Here is a 20524-nt window from a genome sequence, read left to right as displayed (position 1 = left end):
CACGGATTCGACTCAGTGAAAACGTCGCCGATGCTAGGATTATCGTTAGTGTTTCAAGCCTCGCAAACAGGGGCGCGGCGGCATACTCATCGTCATAAGGTACTATTTTACATATGAATTATGCACTGGAATTAGCGCAGCTGACCAAGACTTACGCCGGTGGCGTCAAGGCGCTGCGCGGCATCGACCTGAGCGTCGAAGCGGGGGATTTTTATGCCCTGCTGGGGCCAAACGGCGCCGGAAAATCCACCACCATCGGCATCATCAGCTCGCTGGTGAACAAAACGGCCGGCAGCGTGCGGGTGTTCGGTTACGATATCGATAAAGACATCGTCAACGCCAAGCGCCAGCTCGGCCTGGTGCCGCAAGAGTTCAACTTCAACCCGTTTGAGACCGTGTTGCAGATCGTGGTGAACCAGGCGGGTTACTACGGCGTCACACGGCGTGAAGCGATGGCGCGCGCCGAAAAATACCTCAATCAGCTGGATCTGTGGGGCAAACGCAACGAGCGCGCCCGCATGCTGTCCGGCGGCATGAAGCGCCGCCTGATGATCGCCCGCGCGTTGATGCATCAGCCGAAGCTGCTAATCCTCGATGAGCCGACCGCCGGGGTGGATATCGAGCTGCGTCGCTCGATGTGGGGCTTCCTGAAAGAGCTGAATGCCCAGGGCACCACCATTATCCTCACCACCCACTATCTGGAAGAGGCGGAGATGCTGTGCCGCAACATCGGCATTATCCAGAACGGGGAACTGGTGGAAAACACCTCGATGAAGGGGCTGCTGGCCAAGCTGAAGTCGGAAACCTTTATCCTCGATCTGGCGGCGAAGAGCCCGCTGCCGAAGCTGGACGGTTACCACAGCCGCCTGACGGATACCTCGACGCTGGAAGTGGAGGTGATGCGCGAGCAAGGGCTGAACGGTCTGTTCGCCCAGCTGAGCGCGCAAGGGGTGCAGGTGCTGAGCATGCGCAATAAGGCGAACCGCCTGGAAGAGCTGTTTGTCACCCTGGTTAACGGCAATGGAGAGAAAGCATGACGCGTTTGTATTGGGTGGCCTTACAGAGCATCTGGGCCAAAGAGGTGAACCGGTTCGCGCGCATCTGGATCCAGACCCTGGTGCCGCCGGTGATCACCATGACGCTGTACTTCATCATCTTCGGCAACCTGATCGGCTCGCGCATTGGCGATATGCACGGCTTCAGCTACATGCAGTTCATCGTGCCCGGCCTTATCATGATGTCGGTCATCACCAACTCTTACGCCAACGTCGCCTCGTCGTTCTTCAGCGCCAAGTTTCAGCGTAACATTGAGGAACTGCTGGTGGCGCCGGTGCCGACCCACGTGGTGATCGCCGGCTATGTCGGCGGCGGCGTGGCGCGCGGCATCTGCGTCGGCGTGCTGGTGACCATCATCTCACTGTTCTTCGTGCCGCTGCAGGTGCACGCCTGGTGGGTGATTGCGCTGACGCTGCTGCTGACGGCGATCCTGTTCTCGCTGGCAGGGCTGATCAATGCGGTGTTCGCCACCACCTTCGACGACATCAGCCTGATCCCGACCTTCGTGCTGACGCCGCTGACCTATCTGGGTGGGGTGTTCTACTCGCTGTCGCTGCTGCCGCCATTCTGGCAGGCGGTGTCCAAGCTGAATCCGATCGTCTATATGATCAGCGGCTTCCGCTACGGTTTCCTCGGCATCAACGACGTGCCGCTGGCATTCACCATGGCGGTACTGGTGGCGTTTATCGCGGTGTTTTACCTGCTGTCCTGGTACCTGATCGAGCGCGGCCGCGGCCTGCGCAGCTGATCGTATCGCCCCCCCGTTTTCCCGGCGGGGGCGCTTTCTTTGATTTGGCGCAGGCGGCGCGTAAATCAATAGAATTGCTCAGATAACCGCTAGTTCCCCGTTGTTTAAATCGTGCTATGCTGGCGCTCCACATTTCCTTCACTTTTGTCATTACGCACTCGTAAGCAGAACATCATCATGCGGTCTCAATACACGTTAACGGCTGGGTTGCTCGGCATTCTGATGTCGTTGGTTTCCCCTGTGAGCCTGGCTAATCTGCTGTCGGAAGACGGCGCGGTTAAATCTGAATACATGGAAGCGCAGCGCGATAGCGAAGTCTATGCGTTGGTGGGCGAACACGTGATCCCGGTAGGGGAAGTGAAGCGCGGGCAGCTGATCCAGGTGTTCCCGGCCGATGCGGAATACTACGAATTCAAATTCGGTCACGGCACCGGTTTTATCGATAAAGACGACGTGCGTGAGCTGAAGAAGTCGCGCAAGGTGCAAGACGATCTGGGCGAGCTGAACAAACCGCTGACCAACCAGAATCTGATCACTCAAAAAACGATCGACGTTTATACCGCGGCGGACAAGGACAGTGACGTCTTGGGCACGCTGGAAGGCAACCTGCGTTATCCGATCATCGGCAAGCTGAAGGATCGCCTGAACAACACCTGGTACGAGGTCAACATCGGCGAGCGGCTGGGGTTCATCAATGAGCTGGACTGCGAGATCGATAACGGCATACCGGTGCTGACTTACCATCACCTGCTGAAAAACGAAGAGAACAAGCGTTTCCGCCACACCTCGACCACCACTTCAGACGTGGCGTTCAGCAACCAGATGACCTATCTGAAGCAGGCGGGCTACGACACCATTTCGCTGTATCAGCTGGAAGCCTATCTGAAGAACCAGATCAATTTGCCGGGCAAGGCGATTGTCTTGACCTTCGACGACGGGCTGAAATCGGTTTATCGCTACGCTTACCCGGTGCTGAAGGATTACGGTTTCCGCGCCACGGCGTTCATCATCTCTTCGCGCATCAAACGCCACCCGCAGAAATGGAACCCGGACTCGCTGCAGTTTATGAGCGTCTCGGAGCTGAAGCAGATTCAGGACGTGTTCGACGTGCAGTCGCATACCCACTTCCTGCATCGCACCGACGGCAACCGCCAGCCGATTTTGCTGAGCCGTTCGTTGCACAATATCGAGTTCGATTTTGAGCGCTCGCGTCGTGCGCTGTCGCAGTTCAACCCGCACGTGCTGTATGTGTCCTACCCGTTCGGCGGCTATAACCAGCGGGCGATCCAGGCGGCGCAGGACGCTGGTTTCCATCTGGCGGTGACCACGGTGCAGGGCAAGGTGAAACCGGGGGATAACCCCTATACGCTGAAGCGGCTATATATTCTGCGTACCGACTCGATTCAGACCATGGCGGATCGGATAGCCAACAAGCCGGGCACGGTGGTGGTACAGTAAGGAAGAACGGGCGCGCAAGGCGCCCGTTTTATTGTCAGGCGACCTGAACCGGCACGGCTTTCGCCTTGCGCTGCAGGTTGTTGTCACCTTCGAAATAGGCGACTTTCGGGTGGTGTTGGCGGGCGTCGGCGTCGGTCATTTGCACATAGGAGCAGATGATCAGTTTGTCGCCCACGCAGGCGCAGCGCGCGGCGGCGCCGTTGACCGAAATGATGCGCGAACCGCGCTCGGCGGCGATGGCGTAGGTGGAGAAGCGCTGGCCGTTATCCACGTTGTAAATATCGATCGCTTCATATTCCAGAATGCCGGCGGCCTCCAGGAAATCCTGGTCGATGGCGCAGGAGCCTTCATAGTGCAAGTCAGCCTGAGTGACTTTGACGCGATGCAGCTTGCCTTGCAGCATAGTACGTATCATAGCTTTACCTAACTGAATATCGGCCTTCACAGGCGCTGGGGTTGAACATCTCTCCTGCATCCCTGCAATTTCTATCGTCACCGATTGCTCCACTATTGTCTACCAATGGTCAGGGCTTCAGGGTGACGACAGTATAAAAAACGGGTCAGAGCGTCAGGTCGACCTGTTGGTTGTCGATAAGACGCGCCTTGCCCAGCCAGGCGGCCATCAGTACCACCGCCCGCTGGCTGTCCACCGTCAGCGGCTGCAGGCTGTCGGCGTCGCGAATAAACAGTTCATCCGGCGTAAAGCCGGCGGCGCGCAGCTGCTCGGCGGTCTGCTCCAGCAGCGCTTCGACCTGGCGTTCGCCATTGGCCAACTGCTGCGCCAGCGCGTTCATGATCTTGCTCAGCTGAGGCGCTACCTTGCGCTCTTCGGCGGTCAGGTAACCGTTGCGCGAGCTGAGGGCCAGGCCGTCTTTGGCGCGCACGGTCGGCACGCCGACGATGTCGATGTCGTAGCCCATGTCCGCCACCATTTTGCGGATCAGCGCCAGCTGTTGGTAATCCTTCTCGCCGAAACAGGCTAAATCAGGCTGCACCAGGTTGAACAGCTTGCTGACGATGGTGGAAACGCCGCGGAAGTGGCCCGGCCGGCTTGCGCCTTCCAGGATGCTGGAGATGCCCGGCACGTCGACGTAGGTCTGCTGCTCCAGCCCCTGCGGATAAACCGCGGCCGGGGCCGGCGCGAACACCAGATCGACGCCGCGGCGGGTCAGCTTCTCGCTGTCTTCCTGCAGCGTGCGCGGGTAGCGCGCCAGATCGTCCGGCCGATCGAACTGCATCGGGTTGACGAAGATGCTCACCACCACCACGTCGGCGCGGGCACGTGCTTCATCGACCAGCGTCATATGGCCGTCGTGCAGGTTGCCCATGGTCGGCACCAGCGCGATGCGTTTGCCTTCCTGGCGCCAGCGGCGGATCTGCTGGCGCAGCATCGGCAGAGTTTCGATAATAATCATTGGGTGACTCCTGGAACCATCGCTTAGTTAAAAGAGTGTTCAGCCGCCGGGTAGAGGCCTTGCTCCACTTCCTGAATGTAGTGCTGCACCGCCGTGCGGATATCGCCGCTCTGCGCCAGGAAGTTCTTGGCGAACTTCGGCGTGTGGCCGCCGGTGATGCCGAAGGCGTCGTGCATCACCAGGATCTGGCCGTCGGTGCCATTGCCGGCGCCGATGCCGATGACCGGAATGGACAGCGCTTCGGTGATCTGGCGCGCCAGTTCGGTCGGCACGCATTCCAGCACCAGCAGCTGAATGCCGGCCAGTTCCAGATTCTGCGCGTCCTGCAGCAGCTGTTTGGCGGCCAGTTCGTCGCGCCCTTGCACCTTATAGCCGCCGAACACGTTGACCGACTGCGGCGTCAGGCCCAGGTGGCCGCACACCGGCACCGCGCGCTCGGCGAGCATTTTCACCGTGTCGCACAGCCAGCTGCCGCCTTCCAGTTTCACCATGTTGGCGCCGGCACGCATCAGCTCGGCGGCGTTGGCGAAGGTCTGTTCCGGGGTGGCGTAACTCATGAACGGCAGATCGGCCAGCAGCAGGCAGGCCGGCGCGCCGCGGCGCACGGCGCGAGTGTGGTAGGCCACGTCGGCGACGGTGACCGGCAGCGTGGAGTCGTGGCCCTGCAGCGTCATGCCCAGCGAATCGCCCACCAACAGGACTTTGATGCCTTGCTCTTCAAACAGTTTGGCAAAGCTGGCATCGTAGGCGGTAAGGGTAGCAAACTTGCGCTGCTCCTGTTTCCACTGGCGCAAGTGGGTCACGGTGGTGGGTTTCATCACAACGTCTCCTGAAACGGGCCGTGCGGCGTACGCAGGCCCAGGCTGCAAAAAAGTGCAGTCATTCTACTGTAACCCGATCGGGGTGGGTAGCGCGGATCGCCATGCTTAAGCGGTTCTTAAGAACCTTGTGGTGCAATGGCGCCAAGACTCAAAAGGGATACTCATGCGAATTTTGCTGATCGAAGATGACAAACTGATCGGGGACGGCATCAAGGCCGGGCTGACCAAACTCGGCTTCAATCTGGACTGGTTCACCGACGGTGTCGTCGGCAAAAATGCGCTGGACAGCGCGCCGTACGACGCGGTGATCCTCGATCTCAGCCTGCCGGGCCTCGATGGCCTGGATCTGCTGCGCCAGTGGCGCCAGGCCGGGCAGGACGTGCCGGTCTTGATCCTCACCGCCCGCGATGCGCTGGAGCAGCGGGTCAGCGGGCTGCAAAGCGGCGCCGACGATTATCTGTGCAAGCCGTTCGCGCTGGCCGAAGTGGCGGCGCGCCTGCAGGCGCTGATCCGCCGTCGCCACGGTCAACTGATGCCGCAGCTGACGCACGGCAACGTGGTGTTCGACAGTGCCACCCGCAGCGTGAGCTGCAACGGCGAGCCGGTGACGCTGACGCCGCGTGAATTGGCGGTGCTGGAGCTGTTTCTGCACAACAAGGGGCGAGTGCTGGCGCGGCCGTTGATTCAGGAGAAGCTGTACAACTGGGACGACGAAGTGAGCAGCAACGCGGTGGAGGTGCATATTCACCACCTGCGGCGCAAGCTGGGTAACGGCTTCATCCGCACCATCCACGGCGTGGGTTACACGCTGGGGGATGCGCCGTGAAGCGTCTCAGCCTGCGACTGCGCCTGATCCTGATCTTCAGCCTGTTGGCGCTGCTGACCTGGAGCACCGCCAGCGTGGTGGCCTGGGTGATGTCGCGCAACACCATCAACGAAGTGTTCGACACCCAACAGATGCTGTTCGCCAAACGGCTGGCGACCGCCAACCTCGGCGATCTGCTGGCCGATGAAAGCGCGCGCAGCCTGCCGAAAACCAAGAAGCTGGTGCATCACGGCAAGCGCGGCGAGCAGGACGACGACGCGCTGGCGTTCGCTATCTTCGATCGCCAAGGCAAGATGCTGCTCAACGACGGCGAGAACGGCGCCGACTTCCTGTTTGACGGGGAGCGTGAAGGTTTTACCGACGGCGAGCGCAAAGGCGATGACGACAGCTGGCGCCTGGTATGGTTGACCAGCCCGGACGGGCGCTACCGCATCGTGGTTGGCCAGGAGTGGGATTACCGGCGCGATATGGCGCTGGGTATGGTGACCGGCCAACTGGTGCCCTGGCTGGCGACGCTGCCGGTGCTGATGTTACTGATCGCGCTGATGGTCGGGCGCGAGCTGAGGCCGCTGCGCGCGGTGGCGGCCGGTTTGCGCCGGCGCGCACCCGATGACGCGACGCCGCTGGACGCGCACCAGGTGCCGACCGAGGTGCGCCCGCTGGTGGATGCGCTCAATGCGCTGTTCGCCCGCATCAACGCTCTGCTGGTGCGGGAGCGGCGTTTCACCTCCGATGCCGCGCACGAGTTGCGCAGCCCGCTGGCGGCGCTGCGGGTGCAGACTGAAGTGGTGCAGTTGGCGGGGGACGATGCGCCGATGCGCGAGCACGCGCTGGACAACCTGACGCTCGGCATCGATCGCGCCACCCGGCTGGTGGATCAGCTGCTGACGCTGTCGCGGCTGGATTCGCTGTCGGATCTGGCCGAACTGGCGCCGATCGACTGGAACGATCTGGTGACGATGACCCTGGCGGAGCAGGATCGGCAGGCCCATGCGGCGGGCGTGACGCTACGCTATGAACATCGGGGAACGCCGCCGCCGCGTCAGGGGGAAACCTTGCTGCTGTCGCTGCTATTGCGCAATCTGCTGGATAATGCGGTGCGCTACACCCCGCAGGGCGGCGCCGTCACCGTGACGCTGAGCGAACGCTCGCTGACGGTGGAGGACGACGGTCCGGGGGTCACCACGGAGCATCTGGCGCGGCTCGGAGAACGTTTCTATCGCCCGCCGGGGCAGGAGCAAACCGGCAGCGGGCTGGGGCTCTCTATCGTGCAGCGTATCGCTGGCTTGCATGGTTTACAGATCGGCTTCGCCAATCGCCCGGCGGGCGGGTTCGTTGCGCGGCTGGCGCTGTAGGCGGGTCAGGACTTGGGCTGTGGTTGATGCCACAGCGCCATGCCGTTTTTCGGCACGCGCTTGAGGCAGCTGGCGAGCGGCTCGCCATCGGGGAAAATCAGGTCGGGGGCGATTTCCGCCAGCGGGTAGAGCATGAATTCGCGCTCTTTCAGGCCGTAATGCGGCACCGTCAGGCGCTCGGTATGGATCGCCTTGTCGCCGTACAGCATGATGTCCAGATCGAGCGTGCGCGGCCCCCAGCGTTCATCCTTGCGCACGCGCCCCTGATTGCGTTCTATCGCCTGGGTATGGTCGAGCAGCTGTTCGGGTGGCAGCAGGGTATCCAGCGCCACCACCGCGTTGAGGAAGTCCGGCTGGTTTTGCGGCCCCAGCGGCTTGGTGCGGTAAAACGAAGAACAGGTGACCAGCCGGGTGCGCGGGAGATGCTCCAGCGCCTCCAGTGCGGCTTTAACCTGTTGCAGCGGCTGCGCCAGGTTACTGCCCAGCGCGATATAAACGCGGATCATTATGCCCCTTCTTTACGCGGTGCCCGGCGGCGGGGGCGGCGTTGACGCGCGCGGCGCGGTGCCGGATCGTCCCCCAGGGTGCTCAGCATGGCTTTCTGCCGCGCCGGTGTGGCGTCCTGGAACTCGCCCCACCACTCGGCCAGACGCAGCATTTCCTGATTGTCTTCCACTTCCGCACGCAGCGCCAGCAGATCATAAGCGGCGCGGAATTTCGGGTGCTCCATCAGCTTGTGTGCACGTTTGCCTTGGCGGCGGGACAGGCGCAGCTGCAGCTGCCAGATATCGCGCACCAGCGTGGTGATGCGTTTTGGGATGGCCAGCGAGCGGCACTGCTCGTCGAGCACATCGTTCATCGCCAGCGCGAAGGCGTCGTAATACGCCAGGCCGCTTTCCTGCGCCAGCTTCTGCGCGTGCTCCAGCAGCGGGTACCACAGCATGGCGGCAAACAGGAAGGCCGGGTTGACGCGCATGTCGTTCTGCAGGCGGTGATCGGTGTTCTTCAGCACCTGCGCCAGAATGCGCTCCATCGGCGTATCGTGGTTCGGCGTGAAGTTACGGGCGATCAGCGGGAACAGCGGTTGGAACAGCTGGTATTCGCACAGCTTCAGGTAGGTCTGGAAACCGTAACCCGCCTGCAGCAGCTTGAGGGATTCTTCGAACAGGCGCGCCGGCGGGATCTCGTGCAGTAGCGAGGCCAGGCGCGGGATCGGCTCGGCGGTCTCTTCACTGATGCGCATATCCAGCTTGGCGGCGAAGCGCACCGCGCGCAGCATGCGCACCGGATCTTCGCGGTAGCGGGTCTCCGGATCGCCGATCAGGCGGATCACGCCTTGCTTCAGATCGTTCAGCCCGCCGACGTAATCGCGCAGGGTGAAATCCGCCACGCCGTAGTACAGGCTGTTGATGGTGAAATCACGGCGCTGGGCGTCTTCCTCGATCGAGCCGAAGATGTTGTCGCGCAGCAGCATGCCGTTTTGCGCCTGCTGGGACGAGTTCTTGTCGGACTCCTGATTCTGTTCGTGGTGGCCGCGGAAAGTGGCCACTTCGATGATCTCCGGCCCAAACATCACGTGCGCCAAGCGGAAGCGGCGGCCGACCAGGCGGCAGTTGCGGAACAGCTTGCGCACTTGCTCCGGCGTGGCGTTGGTGGTGATGTCGAAGTCTTTCGGCTTTTTGCCGAGCAACAGATCGCGCACGCCGCCGCCGACCAGATAGGCCTCGTAGCCGGACTTGTTCAGGCGGTAAAGCACTTTCAGCGCATTTTCGCTGATGTCTTTGCGGGAAATCGAGTGCTGTTCGCGCGGGATCACGGTCATCGAGTCGTTGCTCTCGGCGAGGGGAAAAGGCGGACGCTTGCGCGGCGTTGAGCGGCGGGCAGGGGCGTTGCTGCCGTTATCGGCGGCGCGCGGCTGCGGCGCAGGGCGGCTTGGCGCCGCGGCACGCTCTTCGCGGACTACGTTTTTATCGCCGGCCGCCGCGTCGTCGCGGGGCAGCTTGTCATCGCGGGTCAGTACCTTACGACAGAAGTTGGCTACTCGGGTAAAAATGGTACACCTCGATAGTGACTGATAAAAATGGAGCTAACAAAAAATAGCGGCTAATCATAGCTCACCATGGCTCCTTTGAGAATGCCGGCGTGTTTTCATCCAGAGGGATAGCCTCCTGACGCGGCACGTTTTCCAACCGCCAATGTGCGACCGCCCAGCTCAATAATAATGGCAGGTCAAGATCTTGCCAGCTTTCCGGCAGCGGTTGGCGCAGAAATTTCAGCGCGGCGATCAGCACCGGGCGCGGATCGCCTGCGGGCAACGCCGGCGCATGGTTTTGCTTCGACAGCTTAATGCCGTTGGCGCCCAGCGCCAGCGGCAGATGCGCATAGGTAGGCACCGGCGCCTGCAGCTGGCGGTAGAGGGCAATTTGGCGCACCGTCGGTTCGATCAGGTCGGCGCCGCGCACAATCTCGGTCACGCCCTGAAAATGGTCGTCGATCACCACCGCCAGGTTGTAGGCGAACAGCCCGTCGCGGCGGCGAATGATAAAGTCTTCCCCCGCCAGCGCCGGATCGGCGTGCAATTCACCCTGCAGGCGATCGTGGAACCTGTAGACGGGCGCGGTCTGGCGCAAGCGGATGGCGGCGCCCTGCGGGCCGAGTTGCAAATCGCGGCAGTGGCCGTCGTACAATCCGCCGATGTGCTGGATGCGGCTGCGGGTGCAGGTACAGTAATAGCTGAGCCCCTGGCGCTGCAACAGATCCAGCGCGGCGCGATAGGCGTCGTGACGTTGGGATTGATAGATGACCTGGCCGTCCCAGTGGAGACCATAATGTTCCAGCGCGGACAGGATGCGAGCGGCGGCGCCGGGGACTTCGCGCGGCGGGTCGATATCTTCGATGCGAACCAGCCACTGCCCGCGTTGGGCGCGAGCCTGAAGGTAGCTTCCCAGAGCGGCAATCAGCGAACCGAAATGCAGATCCCCGGAAGGCGATGGGGCAAAGCGCCCCACATAATGACTTTCTTGCATATCAGAGGGGAGAGGTTCCCTTTTCTCTGTGCGGCGCACGCAGGTGCGCACGCCGCAGCGGTAACATACTCGTTATGCTTGAAACTGCATCTGTGTTAGCTGCGCCTGCTTACCCGAATCACTTACTTGAGTAAGCTCATCGGGATGCGCATTCTTGCCGCCTTGATGCAGCTCCAATCATTTAGAGTAGCGGTATTAGCCGGCCATCTGCTTTTCGCGGATCTCAGCCAGCGTCTTGCAATCGATGCACAGATCGGCGGTCGGACGCGCTTCGAGGCGACGAATGCCGATCTCCACGCCACAAGATTCGCAGTAGCCGAAATCATCGTCTTCCACTTTCTTCAGCGTTTTCTCGATCTTTTTGATCAGTTTGCGTTCACGGTCACGGTTACGCAGTTCAAGGCTGAACTCTTCTTCCTGGGTAGCACGGTCGGCCGGATCAGGGAAGTTGGCTGCCTCTTCTTGCATATGCGATACAGTACGGTCCACTTCGTCCCTGAGCTGGTTGCGCCACGCTTCAAGAATGCGCTTGAAATGCGACAACTGGGCGTCGTTCATGTACTCTTCGCCCGGCTTCTCTTGGTACGGCTCCACCCCAGCGATGGCGAGAATGCTCAAGGACGAGGTTTTACGGTTTTGCCCTTCTTGCATGTTGCTTCTCCTACATACACACGCACTATCGAATCCCCAATGCGGGGGAAAAACAGGCCGCTATAAATAACAGAAGGAAGGTAGGTTGGCAATTATTCCTGTCGCCCGCTTGACAATCGTGTGAAGGAGGGCGTATTTGGCGATCGTGCTGGCCGGTTGTCTATTTATAGGGACCCGACTGCGCTAATCGATAAAAAACGGCAGCTTATCGCAGAGATAAATACCGTCAGGTGATAATTTTGCCCCGTAGCAAACCACTTCCACTCCCAACTGCCGGACCTGTGCCAACAGCGCCGCATAGCGCTCATCTATATGATGTGCCGGTGCGACCTGCTCAATACCGCTGTGTAACACGGCAAAGAACAACACCGCCCGTTGCCCGCTTTCAACCACGCTGAGCAACTCACGCAGGTGCTTTTGCCCTCTGAGCGTTACCGCATCAGGAAAGTAACCACGTTGTTGTTGCAGTAATGTGACTGACTTAACTTCAATATAGCAGTTAACCCGATTTTCTGCCTGTAATAACAAATCGATACGGCTGTTTTCACCGCCGTATTTCACTTCGCCGCTGATTTTACTGTAACCGGATAATTCATTGATTAAATTGTGTTCAATGGCCTCACGCACCAGCGCGTTGGCGCGCAGGGTATTGACGCAGATCCAGTGCCCCTGTTGGGTATGGGTCAACTCCCAGCTGTGGGCGTATTTGCGCTTGGGATTGTCCGAGGTGGAGTACCAAACGGTGTCGCCGGGCGTGGCGCAGCCGGTCATGGCGCCGGTATTGGCGCAGTGCAGCGTAAAGGTTTCCCCTTCCGGGGTGATCACGTCCGCCAGAAAGCGTTTGTAACGTTTGATCAGCGTGGCGGAACGCAGCGGTGGAGAGAAAATCATGCGGATGCCTGCTTGGCCAGCGGCCACTGTTCGAGGTGTTGATAGCGGGTGCGGCCGTTTTCGAACACCGACTCATATAAGGAAAAGGCATCGGCGCTGAATGCCCAGCCCGGCGTCGCCGGCGGGATCGCCACCGGCTGGGTGGCGGCGCGCAGCAGCGTGATGTGCGGATGGAACGGCAGCGCGCTTTGATGGCAGCCGTTGCGGGCGGCCTGCGAACGCAGCAGCTCGGCCAGCTGCAGCAGCCCGCGCGGCGCGCGGCGGGTGCCAAGCCAGACCACGCCGGGGCGCGGCCAATGGCCGAGATCGTCGAGCCGCATGCTGAAGCCGGGTTGAACGATGCGGCCAGCCAGTTTGCGTAGCGCCAGTTCTTTCTGCGCGGTGACCTCGCCGAGAAACGCCAGCGTCAGGTGCAAATTAGCCGCCGCCACCGGTCGACCGGCCTCTGGCGCAAACGCCTCGGCGCGCCAGCGGATCACCTGCTGTTGCAGGGCATCAGGCAAGGACAGGGCGAAAAACAGGCGGCGCGAATTGGACATGGGGGCTCGGTAAATAATGACAAATCCGTCGGGACAAATTCGTCAGGAACAGATTTGAATGCGACTTGCAGCGGTCTCGCGCGAAGCGGGACGCATGGACGAGCTCCGTACTATAGCTAACGCCGCCGCAGTTTGAAAGGCTACGGGGACAAAGCTAATGCTACACTGTACGCCGTTTAACGTTAACCACCACGGAGAGCTCAGTGTCTTCATTGCCCGTCAGCGCGGTGCTTGATGAGTTGCTGGCTGCATTGCAGTCCGCTCCTCAGGTGCTGTTGCACGCCCCGACCGGCGCCGGTAAATCCACCTGGCTGCCGCTGCAGATCCTGGCTAAGGCCGGGTTGCCGGGGCGTATTATCATGCTGGAGCCGCGGCGGCTGGCGGCGAAAAACGTCGCCTATCGCCTGGCGCAGCAACTGGGGGAGGAGCCCGGCCAGACCGTGGGCTACCGCATGCGCGCCGAAAGTAAAAGCGGGCCGCAAACCCGGCTGGAAGTGGTGACGGAAGGCATTCTCACCCGCATGCTGCAGCAGGACGCCGAGCTGCAGGGCGTGTCGTTGGTGATCCTCGATGAGTTCCACGAACGCAGCCTGCAGGCCGATCTGGCGCTGGCGCTGCTGCTCGACGTGCAGCAAGGGCTGCGCGACGATCTGAAACTGCTGATCATGTCGGCCACCCTGGACAACGCTCGCCTGTCGCAGCTGCTGCCGGAAGCGCCGGTGGTGGTGTCCGAGGGGCGCAGCTTCCCGGTTGAGCGTCTGTATCAGTCGTTGGCCAGCCATCAGCGGCTGGAGGATGGCGTAGCGGCGGCGGTGAAGCGCCTGTTGGCCGAACAGCCGGGATCTTTGCTGCTGTTCCTGCCGGGCGTGGCGGAGATCCATCGGGTGCTGGAGCGATTGACCGGCGAGGTGGCGAGCGATACCGATCTTTGCCCGCTGTATGGCGCTTTGCCTTTGGCGCAGCAGCAAAAAGCGATTCAGCCGGCGGCACCTGGCCGCCGCAAGGTGGTGCTGGCGACCAACATCGCCGAAACCAGCCTGACGATCGAGGGCATTCGGCTGGTGGTGGACAGCGGTCTGGAGCGCGTGGCGCGCTACGACGTGCGCAACGGTTTGACGCGGCTGGTGACGCAGCGCATCAGTCAGGCCTCGATGGTGCAGCGTGCCGGGCGCGCCGGGCGCCTGGAGCCGGGCATTTGCTGGCATCTGTTCGCCAAAGAACAGGCAGAGCGCGCGGCGGAACACGCCGAACCGGACATTTTACAGAGCGATCTCACCGGCTTCTGGCTCGAGTTGCTGCAGTGGGGATGCCACGATCCGGCGCAGCTGACCTGGCTGGATGCGCCTCCTGCCGCCGCATTGGCGGCGGCCAGGGCGTTGCTGCACCGGTTGGGGGCTACGGATGACGGTGACAAACTCACCGCACCGGGGCGCCAGATGGCCGCGCTGGGATGCGAGCCGCGGTTGGCGGCGATGCTGGTCACCGGCGCGGCGCTGAGTGCCGACGGCCTGGCGACGGCGGCGTTGCTGGCGGCATTGCTGGAAGAACCGCCGCGCGGTGGGCAGATGGATATCGGCTACTGGCTGAGCCGCCCGCAACCAAACTGGCGGCAGCGCGCCGTGCAGTTGGCCAAACGCCTGCCGCAACGAGCGGGGCAAGTCGACGTCGATCTGGCGCCGCGCCTGTTGGCGCAGGCATTTACCGATCGTATCGCCCAGCGGCGTGGGCAGGATGGCCGCTACCTGCTGGCTAACGGCATGGGGGCGGCGATGAACCAGGACGAGGCGCTGTCGCGCGCACCCTGGCTTATCGTCCCCAGCCTGTTGCAGGGCCACAACAGCCCCGATGCGCGTATCCTGCTGGCGCTGCCGGTGGACATCGAAGCGCTGGCGGCGCAGCTGCCGGCGATCGTCACGCAGCGCACTGCGGTGGAGTGGGATGAAGAGAAGGGCACGTTGCGCGCCTGGAAGCGCCAGCAGATCGGCCGTCTGACGCTGCGCGCCCAACCGCTGGCCAAGCCGGCGGACGAAGAGCTGCAGCAGGCGCTGCTCGACTGGGTGCGCGCGCAGGGGCTGGCGGTGCTCAACTGGGAGGGGGCCGCCGAACAATTGCGGGTGCGCCTGCAGTGCGCGCAAGCCTGGTTGCCGGAGGCGGAATGGCCGGCAATGGATGAAGAGCCGCTGCTGGCGGCGCTGGAGCAGTGGCTGTTGCCGTCGCTGAACGGCGTTCGCGATCTGCGCGGCTTGAAGCAGGTCAACATCGCCGAGGCGCTGTCCCGCCTGCTGGACTGGCAGCAAAAGCAGCGGCTGGATAATGCGCTACCCACTCATTACACTGTGCCGACCGGTAGCCGCCTGCCGATCCGTTATGAGGCCGGCAAACCGCCGGCGCTGGCGGTGCGTTTGCAGGAGGTGTTCGGCGAGCAGCGCAGCCCGATGTTGGCGGAGGGTCGCATCCCGGTGGTGCTTGAGTTACTCTCACCGGCGCACCGGCCGTTGCAAATCACCGGCGATCTGGCGGCCTTCTGGCAAGGCGCCTACCGCGAGGTGCAAAAAGAGATGAAGGGCCGCTATCCGAAACACGTTTGGCCGGACGATCCGGCCACGGCGGTACCGACGCGCCGAACGAAGAAATATCAGTAGGTCGCGATCATTCAAGGTTTGGAATTCAGATGTTTCTTCTGGTCAGCGCTGCGGCGTAGGCACAGATTAAGCGACTAATCATGGCCGGCAGTGTCGGCAAGCTCGGAGAACAACAGCCATGGCTGGGGATGACCGCGAGCCCATCGGGCGCAAAGGAAAACAACCAAAAAACACCGCGTCGCGCAAGCCGCCGCGCCGTCGCCGAGACGACGATTATGACGATTACGAAGAAGACGAGTATGACGATGATGAGTATGAAGAGGAGGAGGAACGCATGCCGCGTAAGGTAAAAGCGACTCCGCCGCGTAAAAAACGCCGCTGGCTTGGCCTGATAATCAAACTGATCCTGGTGCTCGCCGTGCTGTTGGCGATCTATGGCGTCTATCTGGATTCGCAGATCCGCAGCCGCATCGACGGCAAAGTCTGGCAGTTGCCGGCGGCGGTGTACGGTCGCATGGTCAACCTGGAACCGGGCATGCCGTACAGCAAGAAGGAGATGGTCAACCTGCTGGAAGGCATGCAGTATCGCCAGGTCAGCCGCATGACGCGACCGGGCGAATTCACCGTGCAGGCCAACAGCATCGAGATGCTGCGCCGCCCGTTCGACTTCCCGGATGGTAAAGAAGGGCAGATCCGCGCCCGTCTCGATTTCCAGAACAACCGTCTGGCGAAGATCGAAAACCTGGACAGTGGCCGCAGCTTCGGCTTCTTCCGCCTCGATCCGCGTCTTATCACCATGCTGCAGTCGCCGAACGGTGAACAGCGCCTGTTCGTGCCGCGCTCCGGTTTCCCGGATCTGTTGGTGGATACGTTGATCGCCACGGAAGACCGCCATTTCTATGAGCATGACGGCATCAGCCCGTACTCCATCGGCCGTGCGGTGCTGGCCAACCTGACCGCCGGTCGTGCGGTGCAAGGCGGCAGTACCCTGACGCAGCAGCTGGTGAAGAACCTGTTCCTGACCAACGAGCGTTCGCTGTGGCGTAAGGCCAACGAAGCCTATATGGCGCTGCTGGTGGATTACCGTTACAGCAAGGACCGCATTCTGGAGCTGTATCTGAACGAGGTGTACCTCGGTCAGAGCGGCAGCGACCAGATCCGCGGTTTCCCATTGGCCAGCCTGTATTACTTCGGCCGTCCGGTGGACGAGCTGAGCCTCGATCAGCAGGCGCTGCTGGTCGGCATGGTCAAGGGCGCGTCGCTGTACAACCCGTGGCGTAACCCGAAGCTGGCACTGGAACGCCGCAACCTGGTGCTCAAACTGCTGCAGAACCAGGGCGTGATCGACGGCGAGCTGTATGACATGCTGAGCGCACGCCCGCTGGGCGTGCAGCCGAAAGGCGGCGTCATTACGCCACAGCCGGCGTTTATGCAGATGGTGCGTCAGGAACTGCAGAGCAAGCTCGGCGATAAGGTGAATGATCTGTCCGGCGTGAAGATCTTCACCACGCTGGATCCGGTGTCGCAAGACGCGGCGGAAAAAGCGGTCGAAGACGGCATTCCGGCGCTGCGCGCTGCGCGTCACCTGCAGGATCTGGAGGCGGCGATGGTGATCGTCGATCGCTTCAGCGGTGAAGTGCGCGCCATGGTCGGCGGCGCCAACCCGCAGTTCGCCGGCTTCAACCGCGCGATGCAGGCGCGCCGCCTGGTCGGCTCGCTGGCCAAACCGCCGACGTACCTGACCGCGCTGTCCGAACCGGATAAATACCGCCTCAACACCTGGCTGGCGGATGCGCCGCTGTCGCTGAAACAGCCGAACGGCGCCGTCTGGCAGCCGAACAACTATGATCGCAAATTCCGCGGTCAGGTGATGCTGGTGGATGCGTTGGCCAACTCGCTGAACGTGCCGACGGTGAACCTCGGCCTGTCGGTCGGGCTGGATCAGATCAGCGCCACGCTGCAACGCCTGGGCATCCCGAAAGCGGAGATCAACCCGGTGCCGTCGATGCTGCTGGGGGCGATCGGCCTGACGCCGATGGAAGTCGCGCAGGAGTACCAGACCATCGCCAGCGGCGGCAACCGCGCGCCGCTGTCGGCGGTACGTTCGGTGATCGCCGAAGACGGCACGGTGCTGTACCAGAGCTTCCCGCAGGCGGAACGCATGGTGCCGGCGCAGGCCGCTTACCTGACGCTGTACGCGATGCAACAGGGCGTGGCGCGCGGGACTTCCCGTTCGCTGTCGGTGAAGTTCCCGAACTACAACCTGGCGGCGAAAACTGGTACCACCAACGATCTGCGCGACAGCTGGTTCGCCGGCATCGACGGCAAGGAAGTGGCGATCGCCTGGGTAGGGCGCGACAACAACGGCCCGGCCAAGCTGACCGGCGCCAACGGAGCCTTGACCCTGTATCGCCGTTATCTGGAAAACCAGACGCCGCTGCCGCTGATGCTGCAGCCGCCGGAAGGCATTAACCAGATGAGCATCGACTCTGCCGGCAACTTTATCTGCGGCGGCAGCAGCTGGCGCACCATCCCGGTCTGGACCGACAATCCGCAGGGATTGTGTCAGGCCAGCCAGGCGGCGGTGCAGCAACAGCAGCAACCGGCGGCGGGTGAGCAAAAAGATGGCGATGGCGTCGCCGGCTGGATCAAGGATATGTTCGGCCAGTAATCGCTACCGGGGCGTCGGCCCCGGTGAAAATTTTTTCTTTGTTATTAAGCCCGTAACCTTGGTTGCGGGCTTTTTTATTTTTCTGCTCGTTTTATTTCCCTGCTAAGTGCAAGGCTAAGCGCCTAATCCTTAACCTATTTGCCCTATGAATTCGGCTTGCAGTTTAATTTGGCTTCTGCATAAAATGCGACGCTTATAATAATTATTATCGTTTACATTCGTCATTTAATAATTCATCAGAGAAATCAACTATGCCGACCAAGCGTCTTTCATCATCCGCGGCCAAGCTGAGCCGTACCCCTGCCAGCGCGTTAGCGCTCACCGTCGCTGCGGCGCTGGGCACGTTGGCGATGCCGGCTTTCTCCGCCGACGCCAAGGAAGACACGATTACCGTTGTGGGCGGCAGCAATACCGCCCAGCAGGAAAGCGCCTGGGGGCCGGTCGGCACCTATGTCGCCAAGCGCAGCGCCACCGGTACCAAGACCGATACGCCAATCGAAAAGAACCCGCAGTCCGTTTCCGTGGTAACGCGTGAAGAGATGGACATGCGCCAGCCGGATACGGTGAAAGGCGCGCTGGCTTATACCCCAGGTGTGATGATTGGGAATCGCGGAGCCTCCACCGCTTATGATGCTGTGAACATTCGTGGATTCAGCTCTGTAGGTACCAATATGTACCTGGATGGTCTGAAGCTGCAGGACGATAACTATTCGATTTATCAGATCGACCCATACTTCTTGGAGCGAGCGGAAGTTCTGCGCGGGCCGTCTTCGGTATTGTATGGCAAAAGCAATCCAGGTGGGGTGGTCGCGCTGGTCAGTAAACGGCCGACAACAGAGACGCTTCGCGAAGTTCAATTTAAAATGGGGACAGATAATCTGTTCCAGACCGGTTTTGATTTCAGTGATGCCTTGGATGATGCGGGTGTTTATTCATATCGTCTGACTGGTGTGGCGCGCGATGAAGATCAGCAGCAGGTTGGCGAGAAAAGCAAACGTTATGCTATTGCTCCTTCCTTCAGCTGGCGACCTGATGATCGCACTTCTTTGACTTTCCTCAGCAGTTTCCAGGATGACCCTAGCGTTGGCTTCTATGGCTGGTTGCCGAAAGAAGGTACGGTGCAAAATGGCGTCAATGGTAAGCTACCAACCAGCTTCAACGATGGTGAGCCGGGCTATAACAACATTTCTCGCAAGCAGCAAATGGTGGGGTATGCCTTTGAACATGCTTTCGATGATGTTTGGACCGTGCGCCAAAACCTGCGCTATTCGAAAATGGATGTGGACTACCGTTCTATTTATGGTTTAGGCATTGATCCAGATAATTCCGCTGAGCTGAAGCGTGGCGTGATGAACTCCAAAGAGCATATGTCCAGCTTTGCAGTAGACACACAGGCGCAGGCTAAATTTGCTACCGGGCAAGTTGACCATATCGTGTTGATGGGCGTTGATTATATGCGTATGCGCAATGATGTCGTTTATCAATATGGCAGTGCATCCAATCTGAATGTCATTGCTCCACAATATGGCAATCGAAGCTATACCATTACCGGTGGTGCCAGTCAGGTTAACCGTCAGGAGCAGACCGGCCTGTATGTGCAAGATCAGGCTGAATGGAACAACTGGGTTCTGACGATGGGGGGGCGCTATGATTGGAGCGATACCAACAGCACCAATCGCCTGAACCAGAATTCCGTCTCTAAGCAGCAGGATAACCAGTTTACCGGCCGTGCTGGCTTGAACTATGTTTTCGAAAACGGCATCGCGCCTTATGTCAGCTACAGCGAATCGTTTGAGCCAACCTCGGGCACTGATTTTTCAGGTAATACGTTTGCTGCCTCTAAAGGCAAACAGTATGAGGCTGGGGTTAAATACGCACCTAAGGATCGTCCGATCACCGCCAGTTTGGCGCTTTACCAGTTGACTAAAACCAACAATAAAGTGGCCGACTTAGAACACCCGTTCTTTAGCGTCCAGGGTGGGGAGGTCCGTTCTCGTGGGATTGAGTTGGAGGCGAAGGCGGCCTTGTCGGCTAACCTCAATCTGTTGGGCTCTTACACCTACACGGATGCTGAATATACTAAAGATACTTCGCTACAGGGAAATACACCTTCCGCTATCCCTAAACACATGGCTTCTTTGTGGGCGGATTACACCTTCCATGAAACCGCGATCAGCGGCTTGACCTTGGGCTCCGGCGTTCGTTATGTCGGCTCCAGCTATGGTGACGAGGCCAATACGTTTAAAGTGAAGGATTACACGGTGTTTGATGCCGCGATAAAATATGATCTGGCGCGTTTCAATTTGCCGGGCTCTTCTATTGGCATCAATGTGAACAACCTGTTTGACAAAGAATATGTCTCCAGCTGCTTTGCTACCTATGGCTGCTACTGGGGCGCAGAACGCCAGGTGGTCGCCACCGCAACCTTCCGTTTCTAACCGGATAGCCGGGGCGGCGCTGCGTCGTCCCGGACAAAGCAGGATCT

At 60.6% G+C, this 20524-nt stretch carries 17 protein-coding genes; 8 read left to right on the top strand and 9 right to left on the bottom strand.

Features of this window, described 5'->3' with window-relative positions:
* The first annotated feature begins 113 nt into the window (after positions 1–113).
* The 3 genes from QDT79_RS00640 (at position 114) to QDT79_RS00630 (ending at position 3262) form a co-directional block, all read left to right on the top strand.
* Positions 114–1037, top strand: coding sequence for an ABC transporter ATP-binding protein (locus tag QDT79_RS00640; RefSeq protein WP_015379030.1), 924 nt, complete (start codon positions 114–116; stop codon positions 1035–1037).
* A complete protein-coding gene (locus QDT79_RS00635) occupies positions 1034–1804 on the top strand; it encodes an ABC transporter permease (RefSeq protein ID WP_063988726.1) in 771 nt (256 codons plus the stop codon). Before QDT79_RS00640 ends, QDT79_RS00635 begins: the two co-directional genes overlap by 4 nt.
* Before the next feature lie 177 nt (positions 1805–1981).
* Entirely contained in the window at positions 1982–3262 is a 1281-nt protein-coding gene (locus QDT79_RS00630) for a polysaccharide deacetylase family protein (protein WP_063988727.1), read from the top strand.
* 34 nt (positions 3263–3296) lie between these two features.
* Here QDT79_RS00630 and panD read toward each other — a convergent pair whose 3' ends face one another.
* From panD to panB, 3 genes are all read right to left on the bottom strand, one after another.
* Complete coding sequence (panD, locus tag QDT79_RS00625; RefSeq protein WP_004937544.1) at positions 3297–3677, bottom strand: aspartate 1-decarboxylase; 381 nt, start codon at positions 3675–3677, stop codon at positions 3297–3299.
* A 145-nt stretch (positions 3678–3822) separates the two neighbouring features.
* Entirely contained in the window at positions 3823–4677 is an 855-nt protein-coding gene (gene panC, locus QDT79_RS00620; protein ID WP_025304227.1) for a pantoate--beta-alanine ligase, read from the bottom strand.
* Positions 4678–4700: 23 nt separating this feature from the next.
* The gene (gene panB / locus QDT79_RS00615; protein WP_004937548.1) at positions 4701–5495 is read right to left on the bottom strand and encodes a 3-methyl-2-oxobutanoate hydroxymethyltransferase; all 795 of its coding nucleotides are present in this window, start codon (positions 5493–5495) and stop codon (positions 4701–4703) included.
* 166 nt (positions 5496–5661) lie between these two features.
* Between panB and qseB the strand changes: the two genes are divergently transcribed.
* Positions 5662–6324 carry a quorum sensing response regulator transcription factor QseB gene (qseB, locus tag QDT79_RS00610; RefSeq protein ID WP_038872425.1) on the top strand — a complete coding sequence of 221 codons (663 nt, stop codon included), beginning with the start codon at positions 5662–5664 and terminating at the stop codon, positions 6322–6324.
* Positions 6321–7679 (top strand): quorum sensing histidine kinase QseC, encoded by a 1359-nt coding sequence (gene qseC / locus QDT79_RS00605; RefSeq protein ID WP_130017602.1) that lies wholly within the window; start codon positions 6321–6323, stop codon positions 7677–7679. The genes qseB and qseC overlap by 4 nt, the downstream gene beginning before the upstream one ends.
* A gap of 5 nt (positions 7680–7684) precedes the next feature.
* Here the strand turns inward: qseC and folK are convergent, their stop codons facing one another.
* The 6 genes from folK to thpR all read right to left on the bottom strand — a co-directional run bounded on the left by folK (position 7685) and on the right by thpR (position 12786).
* Entirely contained in the window at positions 7685–8185 is a 501-nt protein-coding gene (gene folK, locus QDT79_RS00600; RefSeq protein ID WP_130017601.1) for a 2-amino-4-hydroxy-6-hydroxymethyldihydropteridine diphosphokinase, read from the bottom strand.
* A complete protein-coding gene (gene pcnB / locus QDT79_RS00595; protein ID WP_074181146.1) occupies positions 8185–9732 on the bottom strand; it encodes a polynucleotide adenylyltransferase PcnB in 1548 nt (515 codons plus the stop codon). Before pcnB ends, folK begins: the two co-directional genes overlap by 1 nt.
* A 61-nt stretch (positions 9733–9793) precedes the next feature.
* The gene (gluQRS, locus tag QDT79_RS00590) at positions 9794–10705 is read right to left on the bottom strand and encodes a tRNA glutamyl-Q(34) synthetase GluQRS (protein WP_107227019.1); all 912 of its coding nucleotides are present in this window, start codon (positions 10703–10705) and stop codon (positions 9794–9796) included.
* Positions 10706–10900: 195 nt separating this feature from the next.
* Positions 10901–11356 carry an RNA polymerase-binding protein DksA gene (gene dksA, locus QDT79_RS00585; protein WP_004937569.1) on the bottom strand — a complete coding sequence of 152 codons (456 nt, stop codon included), beginning with the start codon at positions 11354–11356 and terminating at the stop codon, positions 10901–10903.
* 183 nt (positions 11357–11539) lie between these two features.
* Positions 11540–12247 carry a DNA/RNA nuclease SfsA gene (gene sfsA, locus QDT79_RS00580; RefSeq protein WP_004937572.1) on the bottom strand — a complete coding sequence of 236 codons (708 nt, stop codon included), beginning with the start codon at positions 12245–12247 and terminating at the stop codon, positions 11540–11542.
* The gene (gene thpR, locus QDT79_RS00575) at positions 12244–12786 is read right to left on the bottom strand and encodes an RNA 2',3'-cyclic phosphodiesterase (RefSeq protein ID WP_060422688.1); all 543 of its coding nucleotides are present in this window, start codon (positions 12784–12786) and stop codon (positions 12244–12246) included. The genes sfsA and thpR overlap by 4 nt, the downstream gene beginning before the upstream one ends.
* 203 nt (positions 12787–12989) lie before the next feature.
* On the opposite strand from thpR, the gene hrpB reads away from it, so the two are divergent.
* The 3 genes from hrpB (at position 12990) to fhuA (ending at position 20477) form a co-directional block, all read left to right on the top strand.
* A complete protein-coding gene (gene hrpB / locus QDT79_RS00570) occupies positions 12990–15428 on the top strand; it encodes an ATP-dependent helicase HrpB (protein ID WP_308316100.1) in 2439 nt (812 codons plus the stop codon).
* 118 nt (positions 15429–15546) lie between these two features.
* A complete protein-coding gene (gene mrcB, locus QDT79_RS00565; RefSeq protein WP_063988732.1) occupies positions 15547–18039 on the top strand; it encodes a bifunctional glycosyl transferase/transpeptidase in 2493 nt (830 codons plus the stop codon).
* A 251-nt stretch (positions 18040–18290) separates the two neighbouring features.
* On the top strand, positions 18291–20477 hold the full coding sequence (gene fhuA / locus QDT79_RS00560) for a ferrichrome porin FhuA (RefSeq protein ID WP_308316099.1): 2187 nt from the start codon (positions 18291–18293) through the stop codon (positions 20475–20477).
* Positions 20478–20524 lie beyond the last annotated feature (47 nt).

The organism is Serratia marcescens, from assembly GCF_029846115.1.
Classification (GTDB): domain Bacteria; phylum Pseudomonadota; class Gammaproteobacteria; order Enterobacterales; family Enterobacteriaceae; genus Serratia; species Serratia marcescens_L.
The sequence above is the reverse complement of the archived record's forward strand: the minus strand, read 5'-3'. Positions and strand labels throughout refer to the sequence as shown.

Excerpts from the sequence above, each read along its gene's own strand:
- QDT79_RS00640 (WP_015379030.1), top strand. The coding sequence starts at position 114 with ATGAATTATGCACTGGAATTAGCGCAGCTGACCAAGACTTACGCCGGT.
- QDT79_RS00635 (WP_063988726.1), top strand. The coding sequence starts at position 1,034 with ATGACGCGTTTGTATTGGGTGGCCTTACAGAGCATCTGGGCCAAAGAG.
- QDT79_RS00630 (WP_063988727.1), top strand. The coding sequence starts at position 1,982 with ATGCGGTCTCAATACACGTTAACGGCTGGGTTGCTCGGCATTCTGATG.
- panD (WP_004937544.1), bottom strand. The coding sequence starts at position 3,677 with ATGATACGTACTATGCTGCAAGGCAAGCTGCATCGCGTCAAAGTCACT.
- panC (WP_025304227.1), bottom strand. The coding sequence starts at position 4,677 with ATGATTATTATCGAAACTCTGCCGATGCTGCGCCAGCAGATCCGCCGC.
- panB (WP_004937548.1), bottom strand. The coding sequence starts at position 5,495 with ATGAAACCCACCACCGTGACCCACTTGCGCCAGTGGAAACAGGAGCAG.
- qseB (WP_038872425.1), top strand. The coding sequence starts at position 5,662 with ATGCGAATTTTGCTGATCGAAGATGACAAACTGATCGGGGACGGCATC.
- folK (WP_130017601.1), bottom strand. The coding sequence starts at position 8,185 with ATGATCCGCGTTTATATCGCGCTGGGCAGTAACCTGGCGCAGCCGCTG.
- gluQRS (WP_107227019.1), bottom strand. The coding sequence starts at position 10,705 with ATGCAAGAAAGTCATTATGTGGGGCGCTTTGCCCCATCGCCTTCCGGG.
- dksA (WP_004937569.1), bottom strand. The coding sequence starts at position 11,356 with ATGCAAGAAGGGCAAAACCGTAAAACCTCGTCCTTGAGCATTCTCGCC.
- sfsA (WP_004937572.1), bottom strand. The coding sequence starts at position 12,247 with ATGATTTTCTCTCCACCGCTGCGTTCCGCCACGCTGATCAAACGTTAC.
- thpR (WP_060422688.1), bottom strand. The coding sequence starts at position 12,786 with ATGTCCAATTCGCGCCGCCTGTTTTTCGCCCTGTCCTTGCCTGATGCC.
- mrcB (WP_063988732.1), top strand. The coding sequence starts at position 15,547 with ATGGCTGGGGATGACCGCGAGCCCATCGGGCGCAAAGGAAAACAACCA.
- fhuA (WP_308316099.1), top strand. The coding sequence starts at position 18,291 with ATGCCGACCAAGCGTCTTTCATCATCCGCGGCCAAGCTGAGCCGTACC.